The following is a 20,147-nucleotide window of genomic DNA, read 5'->3' as shown; positions in this document are numbered from 1 at the left end:
AAACGTTCTGCGTGGCAGACGATAAACCGGCTGAAAGCACTGCTCTCAGCCGGTTTTTCTTTACTGACGGTAAGCTTGTTTAATTTGCTTAACAGTGCTGGAAAATACTGCAGCCTGCGCGTCGTCTTCGACCAGCGCGATCTGTTTTTCCATTTTAAGAATCACGCGGCCCGCATCCGCCTGGCCCATGGCTTGCAGCATCAGCGTTAACAGCGCCTTCAGGCAGGTGACTTCATTAGCCAGTTCTTGATTATTCTCGGCAGTGGAAAAATCAGGCGTACTCATTTATTTTCCTCGTAATGTTTCAGTAAAAATTTGCGATGATAAATGTTAAGGCCGCGGAGTATACCATAAGCTGAGGGAAAAATAGCAGTGGTTGTTTTTCGATCGGAAATCACACCAGCGGAGTTAAATTAAACAACAACATAAGAAGTCTATATTTTCCTCATTTATTGTTTATTCCGAGTATTTTACTCGTTAATTATTGTTACAAACTTACCTGTCTATTTAGCATTTAGGCGAGAGAAAGCGAGTTTTTGTCACTATTGTGAAACCTCGTTCCCGAAAATAGTGCGTGTAACTGGCTGTTCTTAGCCTAAGTTTCCACAAAGCGTACAGACTAATTTCCGAAAACGAGAGCAAAATCGGTTACCGGACGTTTTTTACGTTTTAAAGTTGAGATAAAACCCGCTAATATAGTGGCGATCCACTATCAGTAGCGTTATCCCTATTCTGGAGATATTCCTTTGATCAACGTTCTTCTTGTTGATGACCACGAACTGGTGCGCGCAGGGATACGACGCATTCTTGAAGATATAAAGGGTATAAAAGTTGTCGGTGAAGCAGGTTGCGGTGAGGATGCCGTTAAATGGTGTCGCGCCAACACCGTCGACGTCGTGTTGATGGACATGAACATGCCCGGTATTGGTGGCCTTGAAGCCACGCGCAAAATTGCGCGTTCAACTGCCGATATTAAAGTGATTATGTTGACCGTTCACACGGAAAATCCGTTGCCGGCAAAAGTGATGCAGGCCGGAGCCGCAGGTTACCTGAGTAAGGGCGCTGCGCCTCAGGAAGTGGTAAGTGCCATCCGCTCGGTTTATTCCGGGCAGCGCTACATTGCTTCTGACATCGCCCAGCAAATGGCATTAAGCCAGATAGAACCCGAAAAAACGGAAACCCCGTTTGCCAGTTTGTCTGAGCGCGAATTGCAGATTATGCTGATGATCACTAAAGGTCAGAAGGTGAATGAGATTTCCGAGCAGTTGAATCTCAGCCCTAAAACGGTGAACAGCTATCGCTACCGTATGTTCAGTAAACTAAACATTCATGGTGATGTAGAGCTGACTCACCTGGCAATTCGCCATGGCCTGTGTAATGCGGAGACGTTAACAAGCCAGTGAGCGATCAGTTTGACGCGAAAGCGTTCCTAAAAACCGTAACCAGTCAACCCGGCGTTTATCGTATGTATGATGCCGGTGGTACGGTTATTTATGTGGGTAAAGCGAAAGACCTGAAAAAACGGCTTTCCAGCTATTTCCGCAGCAACCTGGCTTCGCGTAAGACCGAAGCGCTGGTTGCGCTCATTCAGCAAATCGATGTGACGGTAACGCACACCGAAACGGAAGCGTTGCTGCTCGAGCACAACTATATCAAGCTGTATCAGCCGCGTTACAACGTGCTGTTACGTGATGACAAATCCTATCCCTTTATTTTTCTCAGCGCGGATACGCATCCCCGGCTGGCTATGCACCGTGGCGCGAAACATACCCGAGGCGAATACTTTGGCCCGTTTCCCAACGGCTATGCCGTCCGTGAAACGCTGGCGCTGTTACAGAAAATTTTCCCGATCCGTCAGTGTGAAAACAGCGTTTATCGCAATCGCTCGCGCCCTTGTCTGCAATACCAGATCGGCCGTTGCCTGGGGCCCTGCGTCGAAGGCCTGGTGAGTGAAGAAGAGTATGCGCAGCAGGTTGACTATGTTCGGTTGTTTTTATCCGGTAAAGATGACCAGGTCTTAACTCAACTGATCGCGCGGATGGAGAAAGCCAGTCAAAATCTGGCGTTCGAAGAGGCTGCGCGTATACGCGATCAGATCCAGGCCGTGCGCCGGGTGACGGAGAAACAGTTCGTTTCCAACGCGGGGGACGATCTGGACGTGATCGGCGTTGCGTTTGATGCCGGGATGGCCTGTGTCCATGTGCTCTTTATCCGCCAGGGGAAAGTGCTGGGCAGCCGTAGTTATTTCCCGAAAGTGCCGGGAGGGACTGAACTGGGCGAAGTGGTAGAAACCTTCGTCGGGCAATTCTACCTCCAGGGCAGCCAGATGCGCACGTTGCCTGGCGAGATTCTGCTGGATTTCAATCTGCACGACAAAACGCTGCTGGCCGATTCGCTTTCTGAACTGGCAGGGCGTCGTATTAATGTGCAGACCAAACCCCGCGGCGATCGCGCACGTTATTTGAAACTGGCGCGGACCAATGCCGCCACGGCGCTGACCACGAAACTCTCTCAGCAGTCGACCATTACCCAACGGTTGACGGCGCTGGCAACCGTGCTGAAGCTGCCAGCTGTAAAACGGATGGAATGTTTTGACATCAGCCACACGATGGGCGAACAGACGGTGGCATCGTGCGTGGTCTTTGATGCGAACGGGCCTCTGCGTGCGGAATACCGTCGCTACAATATCACCGGTATCACGCCGGGCGATGACTATGCGGCAATGAATCAGGTACTGCGTCGCCGTTATGGTAAAGCCATCGAAGAAAGTAAGATTCCGGATGTGATCCTGATCGACGGCGGAAAAGGGCAACTGGGGCAGGCGAAGGCCGTTTTCGCCGAGCTGGATGTCCCCTGGGATAAAAACCACCCTCTGCTGTTAGGTGTTGCAAAAGGCGCTGACCGTAAAGCCGGTCTGGAAACGCTGTTCTTTGAACCGGAAGGTGAGGGATTTAGCTTGCCGCCGGATTCGCCGGCATTGCATGTGATTCAGCATATCCGCGATGAGTCCCACGATCATGCCATTGGCGGCCACCGTAAAAAACGGGCGAAAGTGAAAAACACCAGTACGCTGGAGACCATCGAAGGCGTTGGACCGAAACGTCGCCAAATGTTGTTGAAATATATGGGTGGTTTGCAAGGATTACGTAACGCCAGCGTTGAAGAAATTGCAAAAGTGCCGGGTATTTCGCAAGGACTGGCAGAAAAGATCTTCTGGTCGTTGAAACATTGAGTCCGCTGTAGCAACATAGGGGTAAATTCTCTGACAACAGATAGTTACCCGTCACTATGCAATTTAATATTCCAACGTTGCTTACGCTGTTTCGCGTCATACTTATCCCATTCTTTGTCGTGGTGTTTTATCTGCCATTCACCTGGGCGCCGTTCGTTGCTGCGCTGATCTTCTGTATCGCTGCGGTGACCGACTGGTTTGACGGTTTTCTGGCGCGTCGCTGGAACCAGAGTACGCGTTTTGGTGCGTTTCTCGACCCGGTTGCGGATAAAGTGCTGGTGGCAATTGCGATGGTACTGGTGACCGAGCACTATCACAGTTGGTGGGTGACGCTGCCCGCGGCCACGATGATTGCACGTGAAATCATCATTTCCGCGCTGCGTGAATGGATGGCGGAACTGGGTAAGCGCAGCAGCGTGGCGGTCTCCTGGATCGGCAAAGTCAAAACCACCTCGCAAATGGCAGCGCTGGCCTGGCTGCTGTGGCGTCCGAATATCTGGGTGGAGTACGCGGGGATTGCACTGTTCTTCGTCGCTGCGGTCCTGACGCTGTGGTCAATGTTCCAGTATTTGAACGCCGCGCGTGGGGATTTGCTTGATCAGTGATCGTTTCGCCGTAAATTTCAGCAAACGATCCTAAGTGGCGAAAAATATCGTTGACTCATTGCGTCAGGTAAGTAGAATGCAACGCATCGAACGGCAGCACAGATTGCCAGACGATAGTAAAATCAAGTGATTAACGATTTACTTGATGATGCGGGAATAGCTCAGTTGGTAGAGCACGACCTTGCCAAGGTCGGGGTCGCGAGTTCGAGTCTCGTTTCCCGCTCCAGATTAAGACATCGGCAGTTGCGGGTGTCAGTCGCAAGACAAGATTTAAGGCGCGTTAGCAAAGCGGTTATGTAGCGGATTGCAAATCCGTCTAGTCCGGTTCGACTCCGGAACGCGCCTCCACTTTCTTCCCGAGCCCGGATGGTGGAATCGGTAGACACAAGGGATTTAAAATCCCTCGGCGTTCGCGCTGTGCGGGTTCAAGTCCCGCTCCGGGTACCATGGGAAAAGCAGAATAATCAAAGCAATAAGCAGTGTCGTGAAACCACCTACGGGTGGTTTTTTTGTGTCTGAAATTTGCCTCCAGATTGTCTGGTAACCGTCTGTGGGCGTCTTTTCATGGACGAGAGTTCATTGTGTATTGTGCTGAAACCGAACGCGTTTTCTGTATACTGATCTCCAGTCTGGCGATTCGCAGTGAGGCGACATCATGTTAAGCATTGAAGCTAAGCGCAAAAGAGACGCACTTTTCAGGAATTACGCAAGCAATGTAGATTTCGTGCTTAACACGCCTCTTCATGAGCAAAGAAGAGTATGGGAAGAAGGGGCAAAGAATGTTCCGTTACCCGAAAATGTCAGCACAGAAGAAATTGATGAAGAGGGTATTTCAGCGGAGTGGGTGCGACATTCGCAGGCCGAAAAGCGGAAAGTTATTCTGTACCTTCATGGCGGAGGTAACAGTCAGGGATCAAGCATCACACACCGGAAACTGGTTGGACATATTGTCCATTGTGCAAACGTGAATGCCCTCACGCTCAACTATTCATTAGCTCCTGAAAATCCCTTTCCCGCCGGTTTGATGGATGCCAAATATGCGTGGCAGTGGCTATTAGCGCAGGGGTATCGGCCTGATGAGATCATTCTTGGCGGTGACTCAAGCGGTGGAGGGCTGGTTTTATCTCTGCTCCTGCTACTCAAAAGTGAAAATTTTCCGTTGCCGCATTCCGGTTTTTTGTTATCTCCGATGCTTGATTACACCTTATTGGGCGACAGCATCTCTTCCTGTGCAGATAAGGACCCGCTGATCGTTATTGAGGATTTGCGGCAAACCGTCGCATACTATTGTTCTGATGCCGAAACCTCAAATCCGCTGGTTTCTCCTCTTTTTGGCGATCTGACCGGACTTCCCCCTCTCCTGGTTCAGACAGGAAGCGATGAATTACTTCTCGATGACGCGATCCGCCTTGCGAAACAGGCGACAGAGGCGGGTGTTAACGTTCAAATTGAAGTGTGGAAAGGTATGTGGCACGTCTTCCAGTCATCCGCTGGCAAGATACCGGAGGCCAGTCGCGCAATACGCCGAATCGCATCCTTTATTCATTCTTAGCCACCTGAAACATTGTAAATAGGGCGTCAAACAAAGCGCGTCAATATAATACGCAACAGAGATATATTCTGGGCTGTAAAACCAGGAATAATCCCGCCTCTATTTAACAAGTCAATGATAAAAATAAAATGATATTTTCACAAATAAATAGCCCTATACATTTGGCATTTTTCTGGCTATATTTAATACGGGTGATTTCTATTCTTCATCTTTCAGTAGATGAAATCATCTGATGTTACGAGAGTATTTTATCATTTAACATGAAGGCCATTATTCTGAAACGTACAGTTTTGGTGGCTTTCTGTGCATCTAATTTTATATTCTACCGGCTTTTATATGATGCCTGAAAAGTAATATTTCTTTTAAAAACAAAGAGAATTCTTATCAGGAGTATTGGTTTTTAATAAATCGGAATAATGGGAATTGGATGCTAATTATCTTAATTAGCAAGGTTATACGCTGTTATTAAGAACCTGGTATTGATGAAATATATCGTAGTGAGGAGATAGTGTTATTGTTTTATTTAAAATCATTAGCCGGGAAATTTTCTTTCTGGGGAAAAACGTTATCGCAGCGACACTGGCAATGAAAATGCTTATCAGGAGGACAGACAAATGATTCAAGGGATATTGAAAAAGATATTATTAGCAGCTTCAGGTTGTACCGTTATAGTTGCTTTTCCTGTCTACACGGAAGAATTAGTCAGCCGGAATTACACCACCGGCATAAACCAGATTGCTTCGGGTGATCATACCGTAACGGCGGGTGATGTGTTGCTGGATGCCAGCGGATATACCGGAATGTTTTATTACCAGCGTTCAATACTTAATACGACTAATGGCAGGATGAATATTGACATTGCTCAGGGCAAGACATTGAGCATTATAGGGTTTAATAATAATCCCGTTGATAACAGTTCTGCGGTTTATGCCTGGAAAAGAGGAACACTTAGCGGAACGATGACCTTTACCGGAGGCAATGTTGTTGTCAGCAATGTTGTTAAAGACAGCTATTCCGATATCTATGGCCTCTTCGCCGGGCCTGGAGGGGTACTAAATTTTGAGAGCGATGGTGAAAATAAAATCAATCTCTCAGTGCTCGTGCCTCTGGCCGATGAGGTTTCTACGCACCGCCATGGTATTGGTCTTTATGGGGGAGAGTTGAATTTTAACGGAGGGCTGTTTTACATCAATGTTGATGGCGATCCGGGGAGTTACTCGATTGACAGACGCATCGGGATATTAATAGCCGGGGGCAGTTCAGTGAACGTCAGGGCGGATAACATTCTGATTGATACAAATGAATCTGCAATCATGGCCGGGAGAGATGCAGGATCGGCTAATTACCCGATGGCCAATAATGTCGTCAACAGCGTGAATCTGGAAGCAAATTTCATCCATCTGAAAAGCAGCCAGGGTATTTTATCCAGAGTGAGTAGCGATTACCTCACCCGCTCGCGTTTCACCTTCACCGGCACTACGCTCATTGAAGCCATTGTCCATGGAGATATAGACAATCTTTTTGGTGACAATGTTGGGGGGGACATTCTTTCTGCTAACTCGACAGATTTTGTCTTTAACAGCGACACGACCCTGATTGGTGAAAACCTGACGCCACTCGGTACGCGTGGTGAATATGAACACGAATATCTTGGATGGTTAGATGGGCACTGGCTTAGAGGCGTCGCGCTGATGGATACCTCATCATTAATCGCCAATGCGGATTTCAAACTCCAGAGCAACGGGGGATATTACAACACGGGACTCTACCTGTGGGAAAGTCAGGCCCTCTTCAAAGGGAGAACGTCTATTTCCGTATTAAACGGCGTGGATACAACTCGGGGTGTCTATCTTTATGGCAGTCCCGAAGAAACGACTTATGCTGAATTTCAGGATGACCTGACGGTTTCCACTTCAGGTTCTCAGGCGGAGTATATTTCCGGGATTGAAGTTCTTGCCGGAGGCAAAGCGGACATTCAGAAAGGGTTATTTATCAATGATAATCCTGCGATAACCTGGTCGCTGTTCTCATCAGGCGATGGAAGCCTGATTGATGTGAACACATCAGAAACCGGAACCGTTCAGATTGACGGCGATATTGGGGCGACAAACGGCGGTACGCTGAATATGACCCTCAATAATGCCAACTCCTGGTTAACCGCGGCCAGTTATACCGCAACAACAACGTCGACCAGCCAGGGTGTCGTAGACATGAATATCACTAACGGCGCGGTATGGAACATGACTGGCAATTCGCATGTCACTAACCTGTCGCTGTCGGGCGGGCGAGTGAATATGCTGGCGCCGGGCAATACTGGCGCGTTTAAGTCTTTGACTGTGGAAGGCGATTATACCGGCGGTGGCACCCTGATGATGAACACGGTACTCGGAGGGGATAACTCCGCAACGGACAAACTCATCGTAGAGGGAAATACCTCCGGCCACACGTTGGTGGCAATCAATAATATTGGTGGCATGGGCGCGCAGACGGTCGAAGGGATTGAAATTGTCAATGTTGCAGGAAACTCCAGTGGGACTTTCGAGAAAGAGAGTCGCATTGTTGCCGGTGCGTATGATTACAATGTGATCCGGCGCGGCAGCAACTGGTATTTAAGCAGCACTGGGGGGCTGAGTGACCCCGTTGACCCGGGCGTGCCAGCTTCGCCAGAAATCCCGCAGGCACCGGTTCACCCTGGTGGTCCTTCACAGATTCGCCCGGAATTTGGCAGTTATCTGGCTAATAACCTGGCTGCCAATACCCTGTTCATTTCGCGGCTTCACGATCGTCTTGGCGAAACGCAGTATACCGATGCGCTAACTGGTGAGAGTAAAACTACCAGCATGTGGATACGCAACGTGGGAAGTCATACGCGCTTTAACGACGATAGCGAACAGTTAAAAACCCAGAGCAATAGTTATGTGCTGCAACTTGGCGGCGATCTGGCGCAGTGGAGTTCAGATGGTCTGGACCGCTGGCATCTTGGGCTAATGGCGGGTTATGCCAACAGCCGTAGCCGCACCACATCAGCGTTAAATAACCATCATTCCCGTGGTTCGGTCGACGGTTACAGTGTGGGTCTGTATGGTACCTGGTATGCCAACGAACCTGATCAATCCGGAAGCTATGTGGACACCTGGATGCTCTATAACTGGTTTGATAACACCGTCAATGGTCAGTATCAGGCAAGTGAAACGTATAAATCCAAAGGCATCACGGCTGCGGTTGAGGCGGGTTACAGCCTGAAGGTTGCAGAAAGTCAGCAATTGACCTACTGGATCCAGCCCAAAGCTCAGATCGTCTGGATGGATGTGCAGGCGGACGATCATCGGGAACGTAATGGCACGCCGGTGAAGGCGGATAGCACTGGTAATCTGATGACCAGTCTGGGTGTCAGAGCATACGTCAATCGTAAACCCACCGTCGAAGAGGACAAGATGGCAGGCATCCAGCCATTTGTTGAAGCGAACTGGATCCACAACTCACACAGCCCGCGAGTGACCATGGGTGAGATGCCAAATGACGTCCAGGGAGTAAAAGATTTGGCAGAACTGAAAATTGGTGTGGAAGGACAACTCTCCTCTCGCTTGACGGTCTGGGGAAATATCTCCGGGCAAGTGGGGAGCGACCACTACAGCAATGCCCAGGGCATGGTGGGTGTGAAATACAACTGGTAAGCATGGGACTGGATATTCCATGAGAAGGGTGAGGGGCAGGGTAAAATCTGCTCCTTTTTTATTCGGGCCTGAGTCGAGTCTGTTCCAGCTAATTACAAAAGATGGGTCGTCTGTCTTCGTTTCAGAGGGTATCTTGAGAGAATCGATGTTTATCTCCCTCCATGACCATGAGAAAACGACCATGAAAAAAGACGTTCATCAGGTGAAGCAGTACCGTCGTGTGATACCTGATGTTGAAATACTGTCGTTATATTCAGCGCGCGCGTTCCCTCGTCACTCTCATGATCAATTCGGCATTGGGGTTTTCATCCAGGGAAGCCATCGCTCATGGAGTAATATCGGCAATGTAAATGCGGTAACAGGGGATATCATCATGGTCAATCCCGGCGAAATTCACGACGGGATCCCCGCTACGGGTCCGCGGGGCTGGCACATGTTGTACATCAATCCTGACGTCTTTATAAAAGAATGGAATACCGACATACCCACAGGTGATTTAACCCTGAAGCCTGTGGCTAGCGATCCTACTCTTGGTCTGATGATTAGGCAGTTTCTTCATCAGCTGGCTGCCGATGATCCTGATGCTATGGCGATTGAAGAGATGATCATGCGTTGCCTTATGCGGGCTGGACGGCACCACACCCTTTCTGCCGCACCGCGTATTCTGCCTTCTCCGACAGTACGACGGGTAAAAGAGTTCATTGATGATGCCCCGGAGGAGAACATGACATTGACAAGATTAGCCAGTCTGTGTGACATCTCCCGATTCCAGCTCATTCGCCGTTTTTCCAGGGAGGTGGGGATGACGCCGCATGCTTATCTTTTACAGTCCAGAGTTCGGCTGGCAAAAAAACTCTTGGCACAGGGCAAGAGAACGGTTGATGTTGCATTAATGGCTGGTTTTTCCGATCAAAGCCATCTGACTCATGCATTTCAGAAACAGACAGGCATCACGCCGGGGCAATATCGTTCCGCGATGGTGGATTAACCGTCTGCAATTTTCTACAAGATCTGCAGGGGTATCCTGATAAACACTGCCTCTCCTGTTTTGTGTTTACCAGAGATAACGCCATGCTAATCAGTATCGAATTCTTATTAACCTCTTTGATTGTGATTATTTCGCCGGGAACCGGTGCTATCTACACCATCGCGATGGGGCTGTCGCGGGGGACAGCGATGAGTTTGCTGGCTGCCGTGGGATGTACATTGGGGATTGTTCCGCATATGTTGGCCGCCATCACGGGATTAGCCGCCATTTTCTACTCCAATGAAATGGCGTTTACCGTCATCAAATATGCCGGGGTCGTGTGGCTGTTATATATGGCGTGGAATATCATAAAAGAGAAATCAACATTACAACCGGATGATTGCGACATTTCTCAGTCAAGGGTAAAAGTGATCCTGCACGCGATATTTATCAATCTGTTAAATCCCAAGTTGTCACTGTTCTTTTTGGCCTTCCTTCCTCAATTCATTCAAACCACATCAACCGCACCGGCAACCGATATGTTAATACTGAGTCTGATCTTCATGTTAATGACGCTGCTCGTGTTCATGTTGTATGGTGTTTTTTCATCCTTTATGCGCACGAAGGTATTAAACCACCCGATGATTTTGTCGGGACTACGGATCCTGTTTTCATGTGGTTTTGTGAGTCTGGCGGTGAATTTATTGTTAACCCAGCGTGGGTAGCGCGAGTCAGGTCTATGGCATACTATGTCTGTGGGAAGGTTATTCCTGAGAATTGCTCTTGCGGTGAGTTTATTCATTACGCCGCAAGAACGCTCTGTAATAGGATGGGATATTATCGGCAAGCAATGGCGTCAAGTTGAAACAACATTCCTGATGTGCCTCCGCGATGAGCAAATTCAGTCTGAATGGATTTTCTGGCCGGAAATTGGCCATCAAAGCGCTGCTTCATGACGTTCTCCATCACCGGAATATCCCACACGTCGCGGAACAGCGCATCAATTTTCACGACTGACTGCAGCGTCAGGCCGATAGTGCTTAGCCTTTCACTCAGATTATCAAACGCGCCATTGATTTGTGCCTCAATGGGTTGTCCGATATTTCCAACACAGTAACTCACAAAGATAAAACCGCCAGCCTCAACCATTCCGGCAAGCGCCCAGTCTTCATTTATTTCATGCCTTGTAATCGTCGTCATAATGTAAGTCATTATCCTTTGGTTTTACATGGGGTCGTTTCTGTCACCATACTAGCCTCAGACATTCTCATGATAAAGGGATATTTCAAAGATGAGAAATAAAAAAGGTCAAATGTCCTTAAAGATTTTTTTATCATTTTTTATAAATACTCCGACGTGGTTAATGCGTTTCTCCAGAGGGGAGGCTTCTCGATCCAGGTAAGAAAATAACATTATTTTTAGTAAGTAACATTCGGTGTAAAGAATGAGTAACGTATTTAAACTTCTTATGGTCAGTGAGAAACTCAGGCTGCTTATCCCGGCGTCATTGCATGAGACGGGTGATCTCAGGACTGCATCACTCATCAATATTCCTTTAATATGATTTTATTGTGTGCTGACAGTTTAATGTTTTTGTTTTATCTTATTGTAAATCATACGGTTACAAACATGATTTTTACTTGAGATGTCTGATGTTCTTCATTTAAGGTCGTTTAAGGCTATTTAAAATGACAGTTTAAGATATTTACAGCAATAATCAATATCATAAAGACGGTAGTTGTCTTTATTGTGGTTTTGTTTGAATTTTTCAATTAATTTTCAGGAATGTATCGCCAGGCGAAATGAATCGACTCTGTGGAAACGGTAAAAATATAATGTTGTAATAGATGAATTTAGCATGCAATTTCAAATCCTGGAAATATCGCTGTTACAAGTGGAGTTAACGAATAATGCATATATTTTCACATGATCAGTACTTTATTGCTGGTCTGCAGCAAATACTGTTCTTTACTGGTCTTGATAAATCACCTGAGATTGTTGTTTTTGATCCAGGAGGTGGTACTGTTTATATTACAAACAGTATTGAATGTCTGCGTGCGGATACAATGGATACGTTAACGCATTTTACACAACTACGATGCTATTCATTGACCCGAAATGCGCCTTTAACGGAGTACTTTTACGTACTGGATCAGCTAAAGCAGAATAAGCGGATCCCTCTGCATACCCGATCATTGTCGAACAGGGAACGGATAATCATTGAATATTATCTGGCGGGACTCGGAAAGCGCGCCATTGCACGAAACATGCTGCTCAGCGAGGGAGCTATCAGCAATAGTCAGTTAAGAGCGTTGCGGAAAATGAATATGAAGAATATTGCATTGTTTCTTCAGGTTATGCGCAACTGGTGCGTCTTCAGAGCCAAATATTCCTGTGAACGCAGTATCACATTTTTGCCATAGGCTTTAAGAATTATCGATTATTCCATTGGGCAACATGTCCAGGGGACGACACGGTGATGAAGAACCATTTTAGGGGGATAACGGGAATTATCCAAAGGACATCGCGATGATATTGTACTTAATTAATGGAACAGTAGAGTTCAATCCGCAGACCAGAAGCCTGAAAAATCAATCAACTGGAGAGGTTGTTTATTTACAGCAACCCGCCACGGCATGTTTCCTTTATCTTATTTTGAATCAGGGTAGGGTCATCGCGCAAAAAGAACTGGTAAACGAAGGCTGGAAAGCGCGTGATGTTGTGACCCTGCCCAATACGTTTTATCAGACTATTTTAACATTACGTAAGACACTGGAAGAGATAGGATTACCAAGACATATGGTAAAAACTATTTCCCGTCAAGGACTAACATTATCATCAGATATTGTGATTGAACCGTTTCCTCTTCAGAATCTTGCTATTTCTGAAAATTCAGCAATCAAAACGCTAACCAGTGAAAAAGAATGCACCGCAAGCATTCTACCGAACAAATCCCGCGGGCTACGCATTGGAATATCCTTTTTCTTTATTGTGACGATAATAAACTGCATGTTTATGTATCAGAATCGATTGAAAATGCCATTTCAGAATTTTGTGGCCCTGCACATGGATAAGAAAAATGATAATCGCTGCCATGTCTATTATGAAGTGACGCAGTCGGTCACTGATAATTACGCTGCGCTGATAAAAAAATATTCGAACTTTTGCCAGGACAACAATTATATCTTTCTCTCTGACTACGCCAACACCGGACGTGCTGTGGCTTTTGTGTGCAACAAAGATGTTCGATCTGACACTGAGGCATTTTGTTCATCTCATTTTTTCTGGAATTTACTCCAATGAGTAAAAATACGGTTGTATTACTCCTGATTTGGTTGTTCAGCACATCGGTGATTTCCGGTGTTTACCTGTTATATCTGCTATTCAAACCGTCATACCTGGATTGTATTGGTGATGCTGACTGGAATGTTGGTGATGCCCGTTTCGTTGGCGTGGTTTCCTATCAGATGCACAAGCGAGAAGGGCTGGCCGTCATTACGGGTAAAGTGGATGGCGAGACAAAGATTAATGTCAATCGGCTGGTCTATTTTAACTATACCCAGCAGTTCAGAACGCGGATTTTACATACAGTACGCATTGTCAAAACCTTTTCCGATACCGTGACGGATGAAAAACTCGAAAAGATATTATCTCCATTCTTTTTGAAGAAAGGTGGTGAATTGACCCTGACCGTGGATGAGTATCAATCTGCGTATGTCTTTTCAAACGCCAATGTGCCGTATCTGTTTTGCAGAAAGAAATGATGAGGAGAATGGATGCCCATGTGAGGTGTCCCACGCGGCAATCAGTATCCGTTTCCTCGTTCGCCATGTAAGATAGCCGCTGGCGAGAGTGTTTACCGAGGACAAGTATGATGAAAACGGGACCGTTGAACGAAAGTGAACTGGAGTGGCTGGATGATGTGCTGACCAAGTACAACACCGAACATGCCATTCTTGACGTGGCAGAACTGGATGGACTGCTGACGGCTGTACTCAGTTCACCACGTGAAATTGAGCCAGAGCAGTGGCTGGTTGCCGTATGGGGTGGGGCGCAATATGTGCCGCGCTGGTCCTCTGAAAAAGAGATGACGCGTTTTATGAATCTCGCTTTCCAGCATATGGCGGACACCGCTGACCGGTTGAATGATTTCCCGGAACAGTTTGAACCGCTGTTTGGTCTGCGCGAAATTGAAGGGCGCGAGATTACCATTGTGGAAGAGTGGTGCTTCGGCTACATGCGCGGCGTTGCGCTTTCCGACTGGTCCGCGCTACCGGATACACTGAAACCCGCTCTTGACGCCATTGCGTTGCACGGTACAGAAGAGAATTTCGAGGTGGTTGAGAAACTCACCCCGGAAGCGTTTGAAGAAAGCGTTGAGGCGATCCGCCTGGCAGCGTTGGATCTCCATGCATACTGGATGGCGCACCCGCAGGAAACGCCAGTGCAGGTGCCAGTGAAAGCGGAAGTGAAAGTCGGCCGCAACGATCCATGCCCGTGTGGAAGCGGTAAAAAATACAAGCAGTGCTGTCTGCACTGAAAAGAAAGGGGCTGACGCCCCTTTTCTTTATCCCACTTCGGGCAGCAGTCCGGCGGCAATCAGAAATTGTACGCCGATCACCACAATGCCACAGGTAAACACCAGTGCCAGCGCGGGGCGTCCGCCCAGTACGCGATAGCCCGCCTGCGGATTCTGTTTACGACTCTGCCATGCCAGCAGTGAAGGGATGATCAGCGCCAGCACTGCCAGCGCGACGCCGGCGTAGCCCAGCGCCATCACAAAACCACGTGGATAGAAGAGGGCGAAAGCCAGCGGTGGCAGAAAGGTGATTGCACCCGTTTGCAACCGGCCAGCGGCTGTATTGCGGCGCTGAAACAGATCGGCCAGATAATCGAACAGCCCCAGTGCGACGCCGAGGAAAGAGGTTGCCAGCGCTAAGTCAGCAAAAAGGTGCACCGCCAGCTCAACGTGCGGCGAGGCAACGACCTCCCGTAACGCCTGCAACAAACCATTCAACCCGGCATGATTTGCCAGCAGTCCCATAAACGTTGTGGAGTTGATGCTACCGAGCGTCGCCAGTTGCCAGAAAATGTAGGCCACTAACGGAATCGCGCTGCCGATAATAAATACCCACCGCAGTTTGCGGATGTTGCCTTCCATGTAACTCACGATGCTGGGGACGCTGCCGTGAAAGCCGAAAGAGGTGAAAATGACCGGGATAGCCGAAAGCGCCAGCCCCTGCTCAAGCGGCAGGGTCAGAAGATTGACTTTATGAATGTGCGGCATCAGCAGCGCCAGCATCACGACCAGAAAAATAATCTTGGCGCTAAAGAGAAAGCGGTTAAACAAATCGACCAGCGAGGTGCCCACGCAGACGACGCCACCGGCAACAAAGGTGAACAGTAATACGCCAGCGGTGGGGGACATTTCGCTTCCGGTCCAGTCGCTGATACTGGAGGCGAGTAACTCACCCGCGCCGCTGATATAGGCAGCGGTCAGCGCATACATCAGGAACATCATACTGAAGCCGGTTATCCACTGACCATAGCGTCCCAGATAGCGCTTAGCCAGCGTCCCTAAACCGGTGTCAGCCGGGACGTGCTGATACACTTCAAGCAGCAACAGCGCGGTGTAGCACATCAATGCCCACAACCCAATCAATAACGCTAAAGTGACGCCAAAACCGACCCCGGCGGCCGCCAAAGGCATCGCCAGCATCCCTGCGCCAATCGTGGTGCCTGCCACGATGAAAACACTTCCCAGAGTTCTATTCTTCACGCTTTACACTGTCCCAGAGAAAAACAACGGTTAGATCTGCGGCGCAGGGTAAGGCAAAACGCTATTTTCGTCAAATGACCGTTACATCGACTGTATAAGAATATTTACACCCTAAATGAGCGCAACCTGCGTTGGCGCAAAGCAGCGGATGCCGTTTCGCCGTAGGCTACGCACTTTATTGAGGAGGAATGATGGATTCTGTTCACGGTCACGAAGTGTTGAATATGATGATTGAGTCAGGCGAGAACTATTCTACGGCTAGCCTCGAAGCTGCGATTAAGGCGCGGTTTGGCGAAGCGGCGCGTTTTCATACTTGCTCAGCGTCGGGCATGACGGCGGGAGAGCTGGTGGCGTTTCTGGCGGCGAAAGGGAAATTTATCGCTCAGGATGACGGTTTCTCTACGCACGAAAGCAAGATATGCCGTCATTAAGAAAACGGTGAGGAATTTCCTCACCGTTTTATGATTAATTTGCGGTATCGAGCGTCGACAGCTCTTTATCGATAAAATACAAACCTTCGCCGCTTTTTCCTGCCAGCGTTAATTTATCAATCACCGATTTAAACAATTTCTCTTCTTCATGCTGTTCGGCAACATACCATTGCAGGAAATTAAAGGTCGGATAATCCTGACTGGTCATTGCGGCATGCGCCAGCTCGTTAATTTTCTGGGTGATCAACTGTTCGTGTTCGTAAGTCACACGGAATAACTCATCCAGCGATGCATATTCAGCAAAAGGCGATGAGACGGTATTAATGCGCGGCAGGCTGCCGGTATCGGTCAGATAGTCAAACAGACGCTGCATGTGCGTCATCTCTTCCTGCGCGTGGCGACGCAGGAACGCGGCGGCACCTTCAAAGCTGTGGTAGCTACACCAGGCGCTCATCTGCTGATAGAGCAGGGAGGAATATAATTCCAGGTTCATTTGCTCATTCAGTTTGTCGATCATTTCTGTTTTCAGCATGACTTCGCTCCACAAAATTCATAAATATGTTGATGTGGCGTCACTATAATTTGTTATTTAAATATTTGCAAAAGGTAAAATAATAAATTTAATTATTAAAAATACGAATGGGAATAAAACGCATTTGCGCTATAAAATAATTAGCGCGGGATAAATCAGGCCAGTTAATACTGGCCCGTAAATTAATAATAATGAGGTGCTGCTTGCGATATGGCGATGCCCTGACATTGCCAGGAGAGTGTAATTTTCGTGTTCATACACAGGGAGCCTGCATAAACACTGCAGGTGCTGACGGGTTGACCGAATGGCAGGGCGCTGGCATAGCCTAGTTGCTGACACGCGCGTGTGGCGGTGCCCTGGGCGATATAGTCGTCGGTATAGGCGTTTTGCAGCATCGCCTGATCGTAACTCAATCGCACAACGCCGGTTGTCGCGCTGGCATCACTCACCTGTGCCTGTCTGTTGATCGCGCATCCCGTCAGGAGTATCAGTGAGAGGGCAATAAAAAGAGTCTTCATGGTATCGCTCTGAATGTTCGGTGATACGCTATCCTAATTCACACATCAGCGTTTCAATGGCCTGAATAACTTATAGATCAGCAACGACTAATTCACACGACGACGGTCATTTTGCGGTCACCTGAAGAAAATGTGAAATTATCCATCATTTTTAAAACCATCTTTCATAAAATTTGAAAGTATGTTTGCTAAGTAGTACTGTGCGGTATCGTGATGACTCAAGGCGGGACTTCCCGCATCGCATTCAGGAGAAGACAGAATGAAAATTGCACTGATGATGGAAAACAGCCAGGCGGGTAAAAACGCCATCATTCACCGCGAGCTCAAAGCGGTGGCGGATGAAAAGGGTTTTCCGGTATTCAACGTCGGGATGAGCGACGAGAATGACCACCACCTGACCTATATCCATCTTGGCATCATGGCGAGCATTCTGCTGAATTCAAAAGCGGTTGATTTTGTGGTGACCGGCTGTGGTACAGGCCAGGGCGCGTTGATGTCACTGAATATTCATCCGGGCGTGGTGTGTGGCTACTGCATTGATCCGGCGGATGCCTTCCTGTTCGCGCAGATTAACAACGGTAATGCGCTGTCTCTGCCGTTTGCGAAAGGGTTTGGCTGGGGAGCGGAACTGAACGTGCGCTTTATCTTCGAGAAAGCCTTTACGGGGCGCAATGGCGAAGGTTACCCGCCAGAGCGTAAAGAACCGCAGGTGCGTAACGCCGGGATCCTTAACCAGGTCAAAGCGGCGGTCGTTAAAGACAACTATCTTGATACGCTGCGTGCAATCGATCCGGAACTGATGAAGACGGCAGTTTCTGGGCAGCGTTTCCAGCAATGCTTCTTTGAAAATGGCCAGAGCAAAGAGATTGAAGCGTTCGTTCGCGAAATCCTCGGCTAATTTTTGCTGACAAGCCGGAGGGCGTAATGCGCATCCGGCTTTCCACTTTACTTCCTGGCAGACACCGCGCTGCCCGCCTCTTTCACCAGTCGTAACGTCTCCACCATGCCAGTCAGGCAGATAAGCGCGATGACCACAAAAACCAGACGAAAGCTGATGCCGCTAAACTGAATCCCGAGGTACAGCACCAGCAAAATAAGCCAGACAGGCGTGCTGAAGGTGATCTGGGTGGCAGAAGAGATACCTCGTTTGCTTTCTGTGGTTCGAGCTTCTTGCACCGTGCACTTGCCATTCAAAAAAAACGATAAAAATTCACCAGAACTGATATTGCTGTAGGTAATTGATTTATCGGTGAAAGAGTCGTAAATGCAAAGAATATGTTAAGTATAAAACGTGATGCAAATCACAAAGCAGTTGATTTTTGTGATGACGGTCATACTATATGCGCATAGACGATAACACCTGCATAACAAAATAGTTGGAGTCATGGCATGAAACTGCGCAAAATCCTGAAAAGCATGTTTGAAAATTATTGCAAAACGTTTAAAGACGTACCGCCGGGCGATATGTTCCGCTGATAAAAAACCTGCTTCGGCAGGTTTTTTTATACCCGTCGTCCGCGGCGTCAGGTGTGGCTATCGTTTCGGCCTCTGAATCGGTACTATGACGGTCTTTCATCACTAACAGGAACGCCTGCTATGTCCCAACCGCTGAATGCCGATCAGGAACTGGTCTCTGACGTTGTCGCCTGCCAGCTCGTCATCAAACAAATTCTCGATGTTCTCGACGTGATTGCTCCCGTTGAAGTTCGCGAAAAAATGACCAGCCAGCTGAAAAACATTGATTTTTCAACGCATCCCGCAGCTGCCGATCCCGTCACGCGGCGCGCTATCCAGAAAGCGATCGCACTGATTGAACTGAAATTCACGCCGCAGGGCGAAGCGCACTAAAATAAGCCGTTGTTTTATATTATAGAAATACTTTTTGCAATGCCTCCCAAAGTGGAGGCATCAGGCTGAAAAGGCTTTGCGAATTGGCCTGCCGGGGAGTGAAATGCAGGCCAATAGCGTGGTCAATTAATGCTGTTGATAATTGACGACGTTGAGCACGTGCTGATCGGTCTGCTCCGGGCACAGTCCCGCGCGTTTGGCGCTACGCACTTCCTCAAGAATTGTTTGTAACAACAGCCCATCTTGCTGCTGTTCTTTTTCCAGAGCGTGGAGAAAATTCAGGGTAGGCGCATCGTTCAGGGCTTCCGCTTCGTTGGTGAGCTGCGAAAGCGTGCTGGCGCGTTGCTCATAATCTTCCATTGTTTTCTGAAACAGTTCTTCCAGCGAATGTAAGTCTTCGCCTGGTACATCAATGGCCTTAACGACCGGATTCGCCCCGGCATTTTTCATGAAGTTAAAGACGCGCATCATTTGGGTGACGTTACTCTGGGCTTGAGTACGTAAGAAAGTCGCAGTACCCATCAGACGGTGTTCAGAACACCACTCACTCAGATGGAGGTAGAGATTGGAAGCATAAAACTCAAGATTCATTTGATTATTGAGTTTGTTTACCATTCCAACTGCAGCCATATCAATATCCTTATTTCCTGATAGAAGGGATGTGCAGCGCTAATCTGCACAACTTACTGTTAGCAGAATACGTCCATTCTGCCAGTCCATTATGTGATCGAAGAGTCAATTCCATCGCGAATCGAAAATAAGCATACCTGCATCAATGGAATAAGAAAATCCTTAAGTGGCATTGTTTATGATTTTTTACACATTACTGAAGTTAATACATCACCCCGTATTTGGTAAACATAATGTGAAATTATATATCTGATTGATTTTGTTGAATCTTGAATGGTTTTATAATTTTGAAGTGATGTTTTAAGTCACAAAAGTGGATAGTTTAGCGTGGTAATATCAGAATATTGATAATCTTTACCGTCCCTGCCGCGATAATAAT

23 protein-coding genes and 3 tRNA genes are annotated in these 20,147 nt (G+C 47.9%); 18 read left to right on the top strand and 8 right to left on the bottom strand.

Annotated features, from left to right (window positions below; translation table 11 throughout):
* Positions 1 to 60: 60 nt before the first annotated feature.
* Both ACQ0PY_RS14065 and ACQ0PY_RS14060 read right to left on the bottom strand, forming a co-directional pair.
* Positions 61 to 285, bottom strand: coding sequence for a DUF2594 family protein (locus ACQ0PY_RS14065; RefSeq protein ID WP_042318315.1), 225 nt, complete (start codon positions 283 to 285; stop codon positions 61 to 63).
* Between the two features lie 19 nt (positions 286 to 304).
* Positions 305 to 352, bottom strand: coding sequence for a hypothetical protein (locus ACQ0PY_RS14060; RefSeq protein ID WP_418219740.1), 48 nt, complete (start codon positions 350 to 352; stop codon positions 305 to 307).
* 394 nt (positions 353 to 746) lie between these two features.
* Here ACQ0PY_RS14060 and uvrY point away from each other — a divergent pair, with 394 nt between their 5' ends.
* From uvrY to ACQ0PY_RS14010, 10 genes are all read left to right on the top strand, one after another.
* Positions 747 to 1,403, top strand: a complete 657-nt coding sequence (uvrY, locus tag ACQ0PY_RS14055; RefSeq protein WP_043000305.1) for a UvrY/SirA/GacA family response regulator transcription factor — start codon at positions 747 to 749, stop codon at positions 1,401 to 1,403.
* Entirely contained in the window at positions 1,400 to 3,232 is a 1,833-nt protein-coding gene (uvrC, locus tag ACQ0PY_RS14050; protein ID WP_043000306.1) for an excinuclease ABC subunit UvrC, read from the top strand. Before uvrY ends, uvrC begins: the two co-directional genes overlap by 4 nt.
* A 56-nt stretch (positions 3,233 to 3,288) precedes the next feature.
* Complete coding sequence (gene pgsA / locus ACQ0PY_RS14045; protein ID WP_042318323.1) at positions 3,289 to 3,837, top strand: CDP-diacylglycerol--glycerol-3-phosphate 3-phosphatidyltransferase; 549 nt, start codon at positions 3,289 to 3,291, stop codon at positions 3,835 to 3,837.
* A 150-nt stretch (positions 3,838 to 3,987) separates the two neighbouring features.
* Positions 3,988 to 4,063: transfer RNA gene (locus ACQ0PY_RS14040), tRNA-Gly, on the top strand.
* 48 nt (positions 4,064 to 4,111) lie between these two features.
* Positions 4,112 to 4,185: transfer RNA gene (locus ACQ0PY_RS14035), tRNA-Cys, on the top strand.
* Positions 4,186 to 4,197: 12 nt separating this feature from the next.
* Positions 4,198 to 4,284 (top strand) — tRNA-Leu (locus ACQ0PY_RS14030).
* Between the two features lie 208 nt (positions 4,285 to 4,492).
* On the top strand, positions 4,493 to 5,389 hold the full coding sequence (locus tag ACQ0PY_RS14025) for an alpha/beta hydrolase fold domain-containing protein (RefSeq protein WP_109740335.1): 897 nt from the start codon (positions 4,493 to 4,495) through the stop codon (positions 5,387 to 5,389).
* 614 nt (positions 5,390 to 6,003) lie between these two features.
* Positions 6,004 to 9,063, top strand: a complete 3,060-nt coding sequence (locus ACQ0PY_RS14020) for an autotransporter outer membrane beta-barrel domain-containing protein (protein WP_231912838.1) — start codon at positions 6,004 to 6,006, stop codon at positions 9,061 to 9,063.
* Between the two features lie 181 nt (positions 9,064 to 9,244).
* Entirely contained in the window at positions 9,245 to 10,051 is an 807-nt protein-coding gene (locus tag ACQ0PY_RS14015; RefSeq protein ID WP_446894149.1) for an AraC family transcriptional regulator, read from the top strand.
* 83 nt (positions 10,052 to 10,134) lie between these two features.
* Entirely contained in the window at positions 10,135 to 10,755 is a 621-nt protein-coding gene (locus ACQ0PY_RS14010; RefSeq protein ID WP_109740334.1) for a LysE family translocator, read from the top strand.
* Positions 10,756 to 10,867: 112 nt separating this feature from the next.
* On the opposite strand, the gene ACQ0PY_RS14005 is transcribed toward ACQ0PY_RS14010, so the two are convergent.
* Positions 10,868 to 11,230 (bottom strand): RidA family protein, encoded by a 363-nt coding sequence (locus tag ACQ0PY_RS14005; protein WP_043001899.1) that lies wholly within the window; start codon positions 11,228 to 11,230, stop codon positions 10,868 to 10,870.
* A gap of 710 nt (positions 11,231 to 11,940) precedes the next feature.
* On the opposite strand from ACQ0PY_RS14005, the gene ACQ0PY_RS14000 reads away from it, so the two are divergent.
* From ACQ0PY_RS14000 to ACQ0PY_RS13985, 4 genes are all read left to right on the top strand, one after another.
* Positions 11,941 to 12,453, top strand: coding sequence for a LuxR C-terminal-related transcriptional regulator (locus ACQ0PY_RS14000; protein WP_043000311.1), 513 nt, complete (start codon positions 11,941 to 11,943; stop codon positions 12,451 to 12,453).
* A 106-nt stretch (positions 12,454 to 12,559) separates the two neighbouring features.
* On the top strand, positions 12,560 to 13,333 hold the full coding sequence (locus tag ACQ0PY_RS13995; RefSeq protein ID WP_109740333.1) for a winged helix-turn-helix domain-containing protein: 774 nt from the start codon (positions 12,560 to 12,562) through the stop codon (positions 13,331 to 13,333).
* Positions 13,330 to 13,794 (top strand): hypothetical protein, encoded by a 465-nt coding sequence (locus tag ACQ0PY_RS13990; RefSeq protein ID WP_061069997.1) that lies wholly within the window; start codon positions 13,330 to 13,332, stop codon positions 13,792 to 13,794. Before ACQ0PY_RS13995 ends, ACQ0PY_RS13990 begins: the two co-directional genes overlap by 4 nt.
* Positions 13,795 to 13,904: 110 nt before the next feature.
* Positions 13,905 to 14,570, top strand: coding sequence for a YecA/YgfB family protein (locus tag ACQ0PY_RS13985; protein WP_043000313.1), 666 nt, complete (start codon positions 13,905 to 13,907; stop codon positions 14,568 to 14,570).
* Between the two features lie 27 nt (positions 14,571 to 14,597).
* Here ACQ0PY_RS13985 and tyrP read toward each other — a convergent pair whose 3' ends face one another.
* Positions 14,598 to 15,809 (bottom strand): tyrosine transporter TyrP, encoded by a 1,212-nt coding sequence (gene tyrP, locus ACQ0PY_RS13980; protein ID WP_043000314.1) that lies wholly within the window; start codon positions 15,807 to 15,809, stop codon positions 14,598 to 14,600.
* Positions 15,810 to 16,000: 191 nt separating this feature from the next.
* On the opposite strand from tyrP, the gene ACQ0PY_RS13975 reads away from it, so the two are divergent.
* Positions 16,001 to 16,240: a YecH family metal-binding protein gene (locus tag ACQ0PY_RS13975; protein ID WP_043000315.1), complete on the top strand. Its 240-nt coding sequence runs from the start codon at positions 16,001 to 16,003 to the stop codon at positions 16,238 to 16,240.
* Between the two features lie 34 nt (positions 16,241 to 16,274).
* On the opposite strand, the gene ftnA is transcribed toward ACQ0PY_RS13975, so the two are convergent.
* Both ftnA and ACQ0PY_RS13965 read right to left on the bottom strand, forming a co-directional pair.
* On the bottom strand, positions 16,275 to 16,772 hold the full coding sequence (gene ftnA, locus ACQ0PY_RS13970; protein ID WP_042318344.1) for a non-heme ferritin: 498 nt from the start codon (positions 16,770 to 16,772) through the stop codon (positions 16,275 to 16,277).
* 182 nt (positions 16,773 to 16,954) lie between these two features.
* On the bottom strand, positions 16,955 to 17,290 hold the full coding sequence (locus ACQ0PY_RS13965) for a YecR-like family lipoprotein (RefSeq protein ID WP_043000316.1): 336 nt from the start codon (positions 17,288 to 17,290) through the stop codon (positions 16,955 to 16,957).
* A gap of 259 nt (positions 17,291 to 17,549) precedes the next feature.
* On the opposite strand from ACQ0PY_RS13965, the gene ACQ0PY_RS13960 reads away from it, so the two are divergent.
* Positions 17,550 to 18,188 (top strand): RpiB/LacA/LacB family sugar-phosphate isomerase, encoded by a 639-nt coding sequence (locus tag ACQ0PY_RS13960; protein ID WP_109740775.1) that lies wholly within the window; start codon positions 17,550 to 17,552, stop codon positions 18,186 to 18,188.
* Between the two features lie 47 nt (positions 18,189 to 18,235).
* Here ACQ0PY_RS13960 and ACQ0PY_RS13955 read toward each other — a convergent pair whose 3' ends face one another.
* Positions 18,236 to 18,466 (bottom strand): hypothetical protein, encoded by a 231-nt coding sequence (locus tag ACQ0PY_RS13955; RefSeq protein WP_109740331.1) that lies wholly within the window; start codon positions 18,464 to 18,466, stop codon positions 18,236 to 18,238.
* A 213-nt stretch (positions 18,467 to 18,679) separates the two neighbouring features.
* On the opposite strand from ACQ0PY_RS13955, the gene azuC reads away from it, so the two are divergent.
* On the top strand, positions 18,680 to 18,766 hold the full coding sequence (gene azuC / locus ACQ0PY_RS13950; RefSeq protein WP_086513008.1) for a stress response protein AzuC: 87 nt from the start codon (positions 18,680 to 18,682) through the stop codon (positions 18,764 to 18,766).
* A gap of 120 nt (positions 18,767 to 18,886) precedes the next feature.
* Complete coding sequence (locus ACQ0PY_RS13945; RefSeq protein ID WP_043000319.1) at positions 18,887 to 19,138, top strand: DUF2766 family protein; 252 nt, start codon at positions 18,887 to 18,889, stop codon at positions 19,136 to 19,138.
* 126 nt (positions 19,139 to 19,264) lie between these two features.
* Here ACQ0PY_RS13945 and ACQ0PY_RS13940 read toward each other — a convergent pair whose 3' ends face one another.
* Positions 19,265 to 19,768, bottom strand: coding sequence for a non-heme ferritin-like protein (locus tag ACQ0PY_RS13940; protein WP_043000320.1), 504 nt, complete (start codon positions 19,766 to 19,768; stop codon positions 19,265 to 19,267).
* Between the last annotated feature and the right edge of the window lie 379 nt (positions 19,769 to 20,147).

It is taken from the genome of Citrobacter sp. LST-B2 (assembly GCF_057983045.1).
The sequence above is the reverse complement of the archived record's forward strand: the minus strand, read 5'-3'. Positions and strand labels throughout refer to the sequence as shown.

What these genes read in the sequence shown, in the direction of transcription:
- azuC (WP_086513008.1), top strand. Translation starts at nt 18,680, where the DNA reads ATGAAACTGCGCAAAATCCTGAAAAGCATGTTTGAAAATTATTGCAAA.
- ACQ0PY_RS13975 (WP_043000315.1), top strand. Translation starts at nt 16,001, where the DNA reads ATGGATTCTGTTCACGGTCACGAAGTGTTGAATATGATGATTGAGTCA.
- ACQ0PY_RS13940 (WP_043000320.1), bottom strand. Translation starts at nt 19,768, where the DNA reads ATGGCTGCAGTTGGAATGGTAAACAAACTCAATAATCAAATGAATCTT.
- ACQ0PY_RS13985 (WP_043000313.1), top strand. Translation starts at nt 13,905, where the DNA reads ATGAAAACGGGACCGTTGAACGAAAGTGAACTGGAGTGGCTGGATGAT.
- ACQ0PY_RS13960 (WP_109740775.1), top strand. Translation starts at nt 17,550, where the DNA reads ATGAAAATTGCACTGATGATGGAAAACAGCCAGGCGGGTAAAAACGCC.
- ACQ0PY_RS14010 (WP_109740334.1), top strand. Translation starts at nt 10,135, where the DNA reads ATGCTAATCAGTATCGAATTCTTATTAACCTCTTTGATTGTGATTATT.
- ACQ0PY_RS14000 (WP_043000311.1), top strand. Translation starts at nt 11,941, where the DNA reads ATGCATATATTTTCACATGATCAGTACTTTATTGCTGGTCTGCAGCAA.
- ACQ0PY_RS14005 (WP_043001899.1), bottom strand. Translation starts at nt 11,230, where the DNA reads ATGACGACGATTACAAGGCATGAAATAAATGAAGACTGGGCGCTTGCC.
- pgsA (WP_042318323.1), top strand. Translation starts at nt 3,289, where the DNA reads ATGCAATTTAATATTCCAACGTTGCTTACGCTGTTTCGCGTCATACTT.
- ACQ0PY_RS14065 (WP_042318315.1), bottom strand. Translation starts at nt 285, where the DNA reads ATGAGTACGCCTGATTTTTCCACTGCCGAGAATAATCAAGAACTGGCT.
- ACQ0PY_RS13965 (WP_043000316.1), bottom strand. Translation starts at nt 17,290, where the DNA reads ATGAAGACTCTTTTTATTGCCCTCTCACTGATACTCCTGACGGGATGC.
- ACQ0PY_RS14015 (WP_446894149.1), top strand. Translation starts at nt 9,245, where the DNA reads ATGAAAAAAGACGTTCATCAGGTGAAGCAGTACCGTCGTGTGATACCT.
- ACQ0PY_RS14020 (WP_231912838.1), top strand. Translation starts at nt 6,004, where the DNA reads ATGATTCAAGGGATATTGAAAAAGATATTATTAGCAGCTTCAGGTTGT.
- ftnA (WP_042318344.1), bottom strand. Translation starts at nt 16,772, where the DNA reads ATGCTGAAAACAGAAATGATCGACAAACTGAATGAGCAAATGAACCTG.
- ACQ0PY_RS14025 (WP_109740335.1), top strand. Translation starts at nt 4,493, where the DNA reads ATGTTAAGCATTGAAGCTAAGCGCAAAAGAGACGCACTTTTCAGGAAT.
- ACQ0PY_RS13990 (WP_061069997.1), top strand. Translation starts at nt 13,330, where the DNA reads ATGAGTAAAAATACGGTTGTATTACTCCTGATTTGGTTGTTCAGCACA.
- ACQ0PY_RS13945 (WP_043000319.1), top strand. Translation starts at nt 18,887, where the DNA reads ATGTCCCAACCGCTGAATGCCGATCAGGAACTGGTCTCTGACGTTGTC.
- ACQ0PY_RS13995 (WP_109740333.1), top strand. Translation starts at nt 12,560, where the DNA reads ATGATATTGTACTTAATTAATGGAACAGTAGAGTTCAATCCGCAGACC.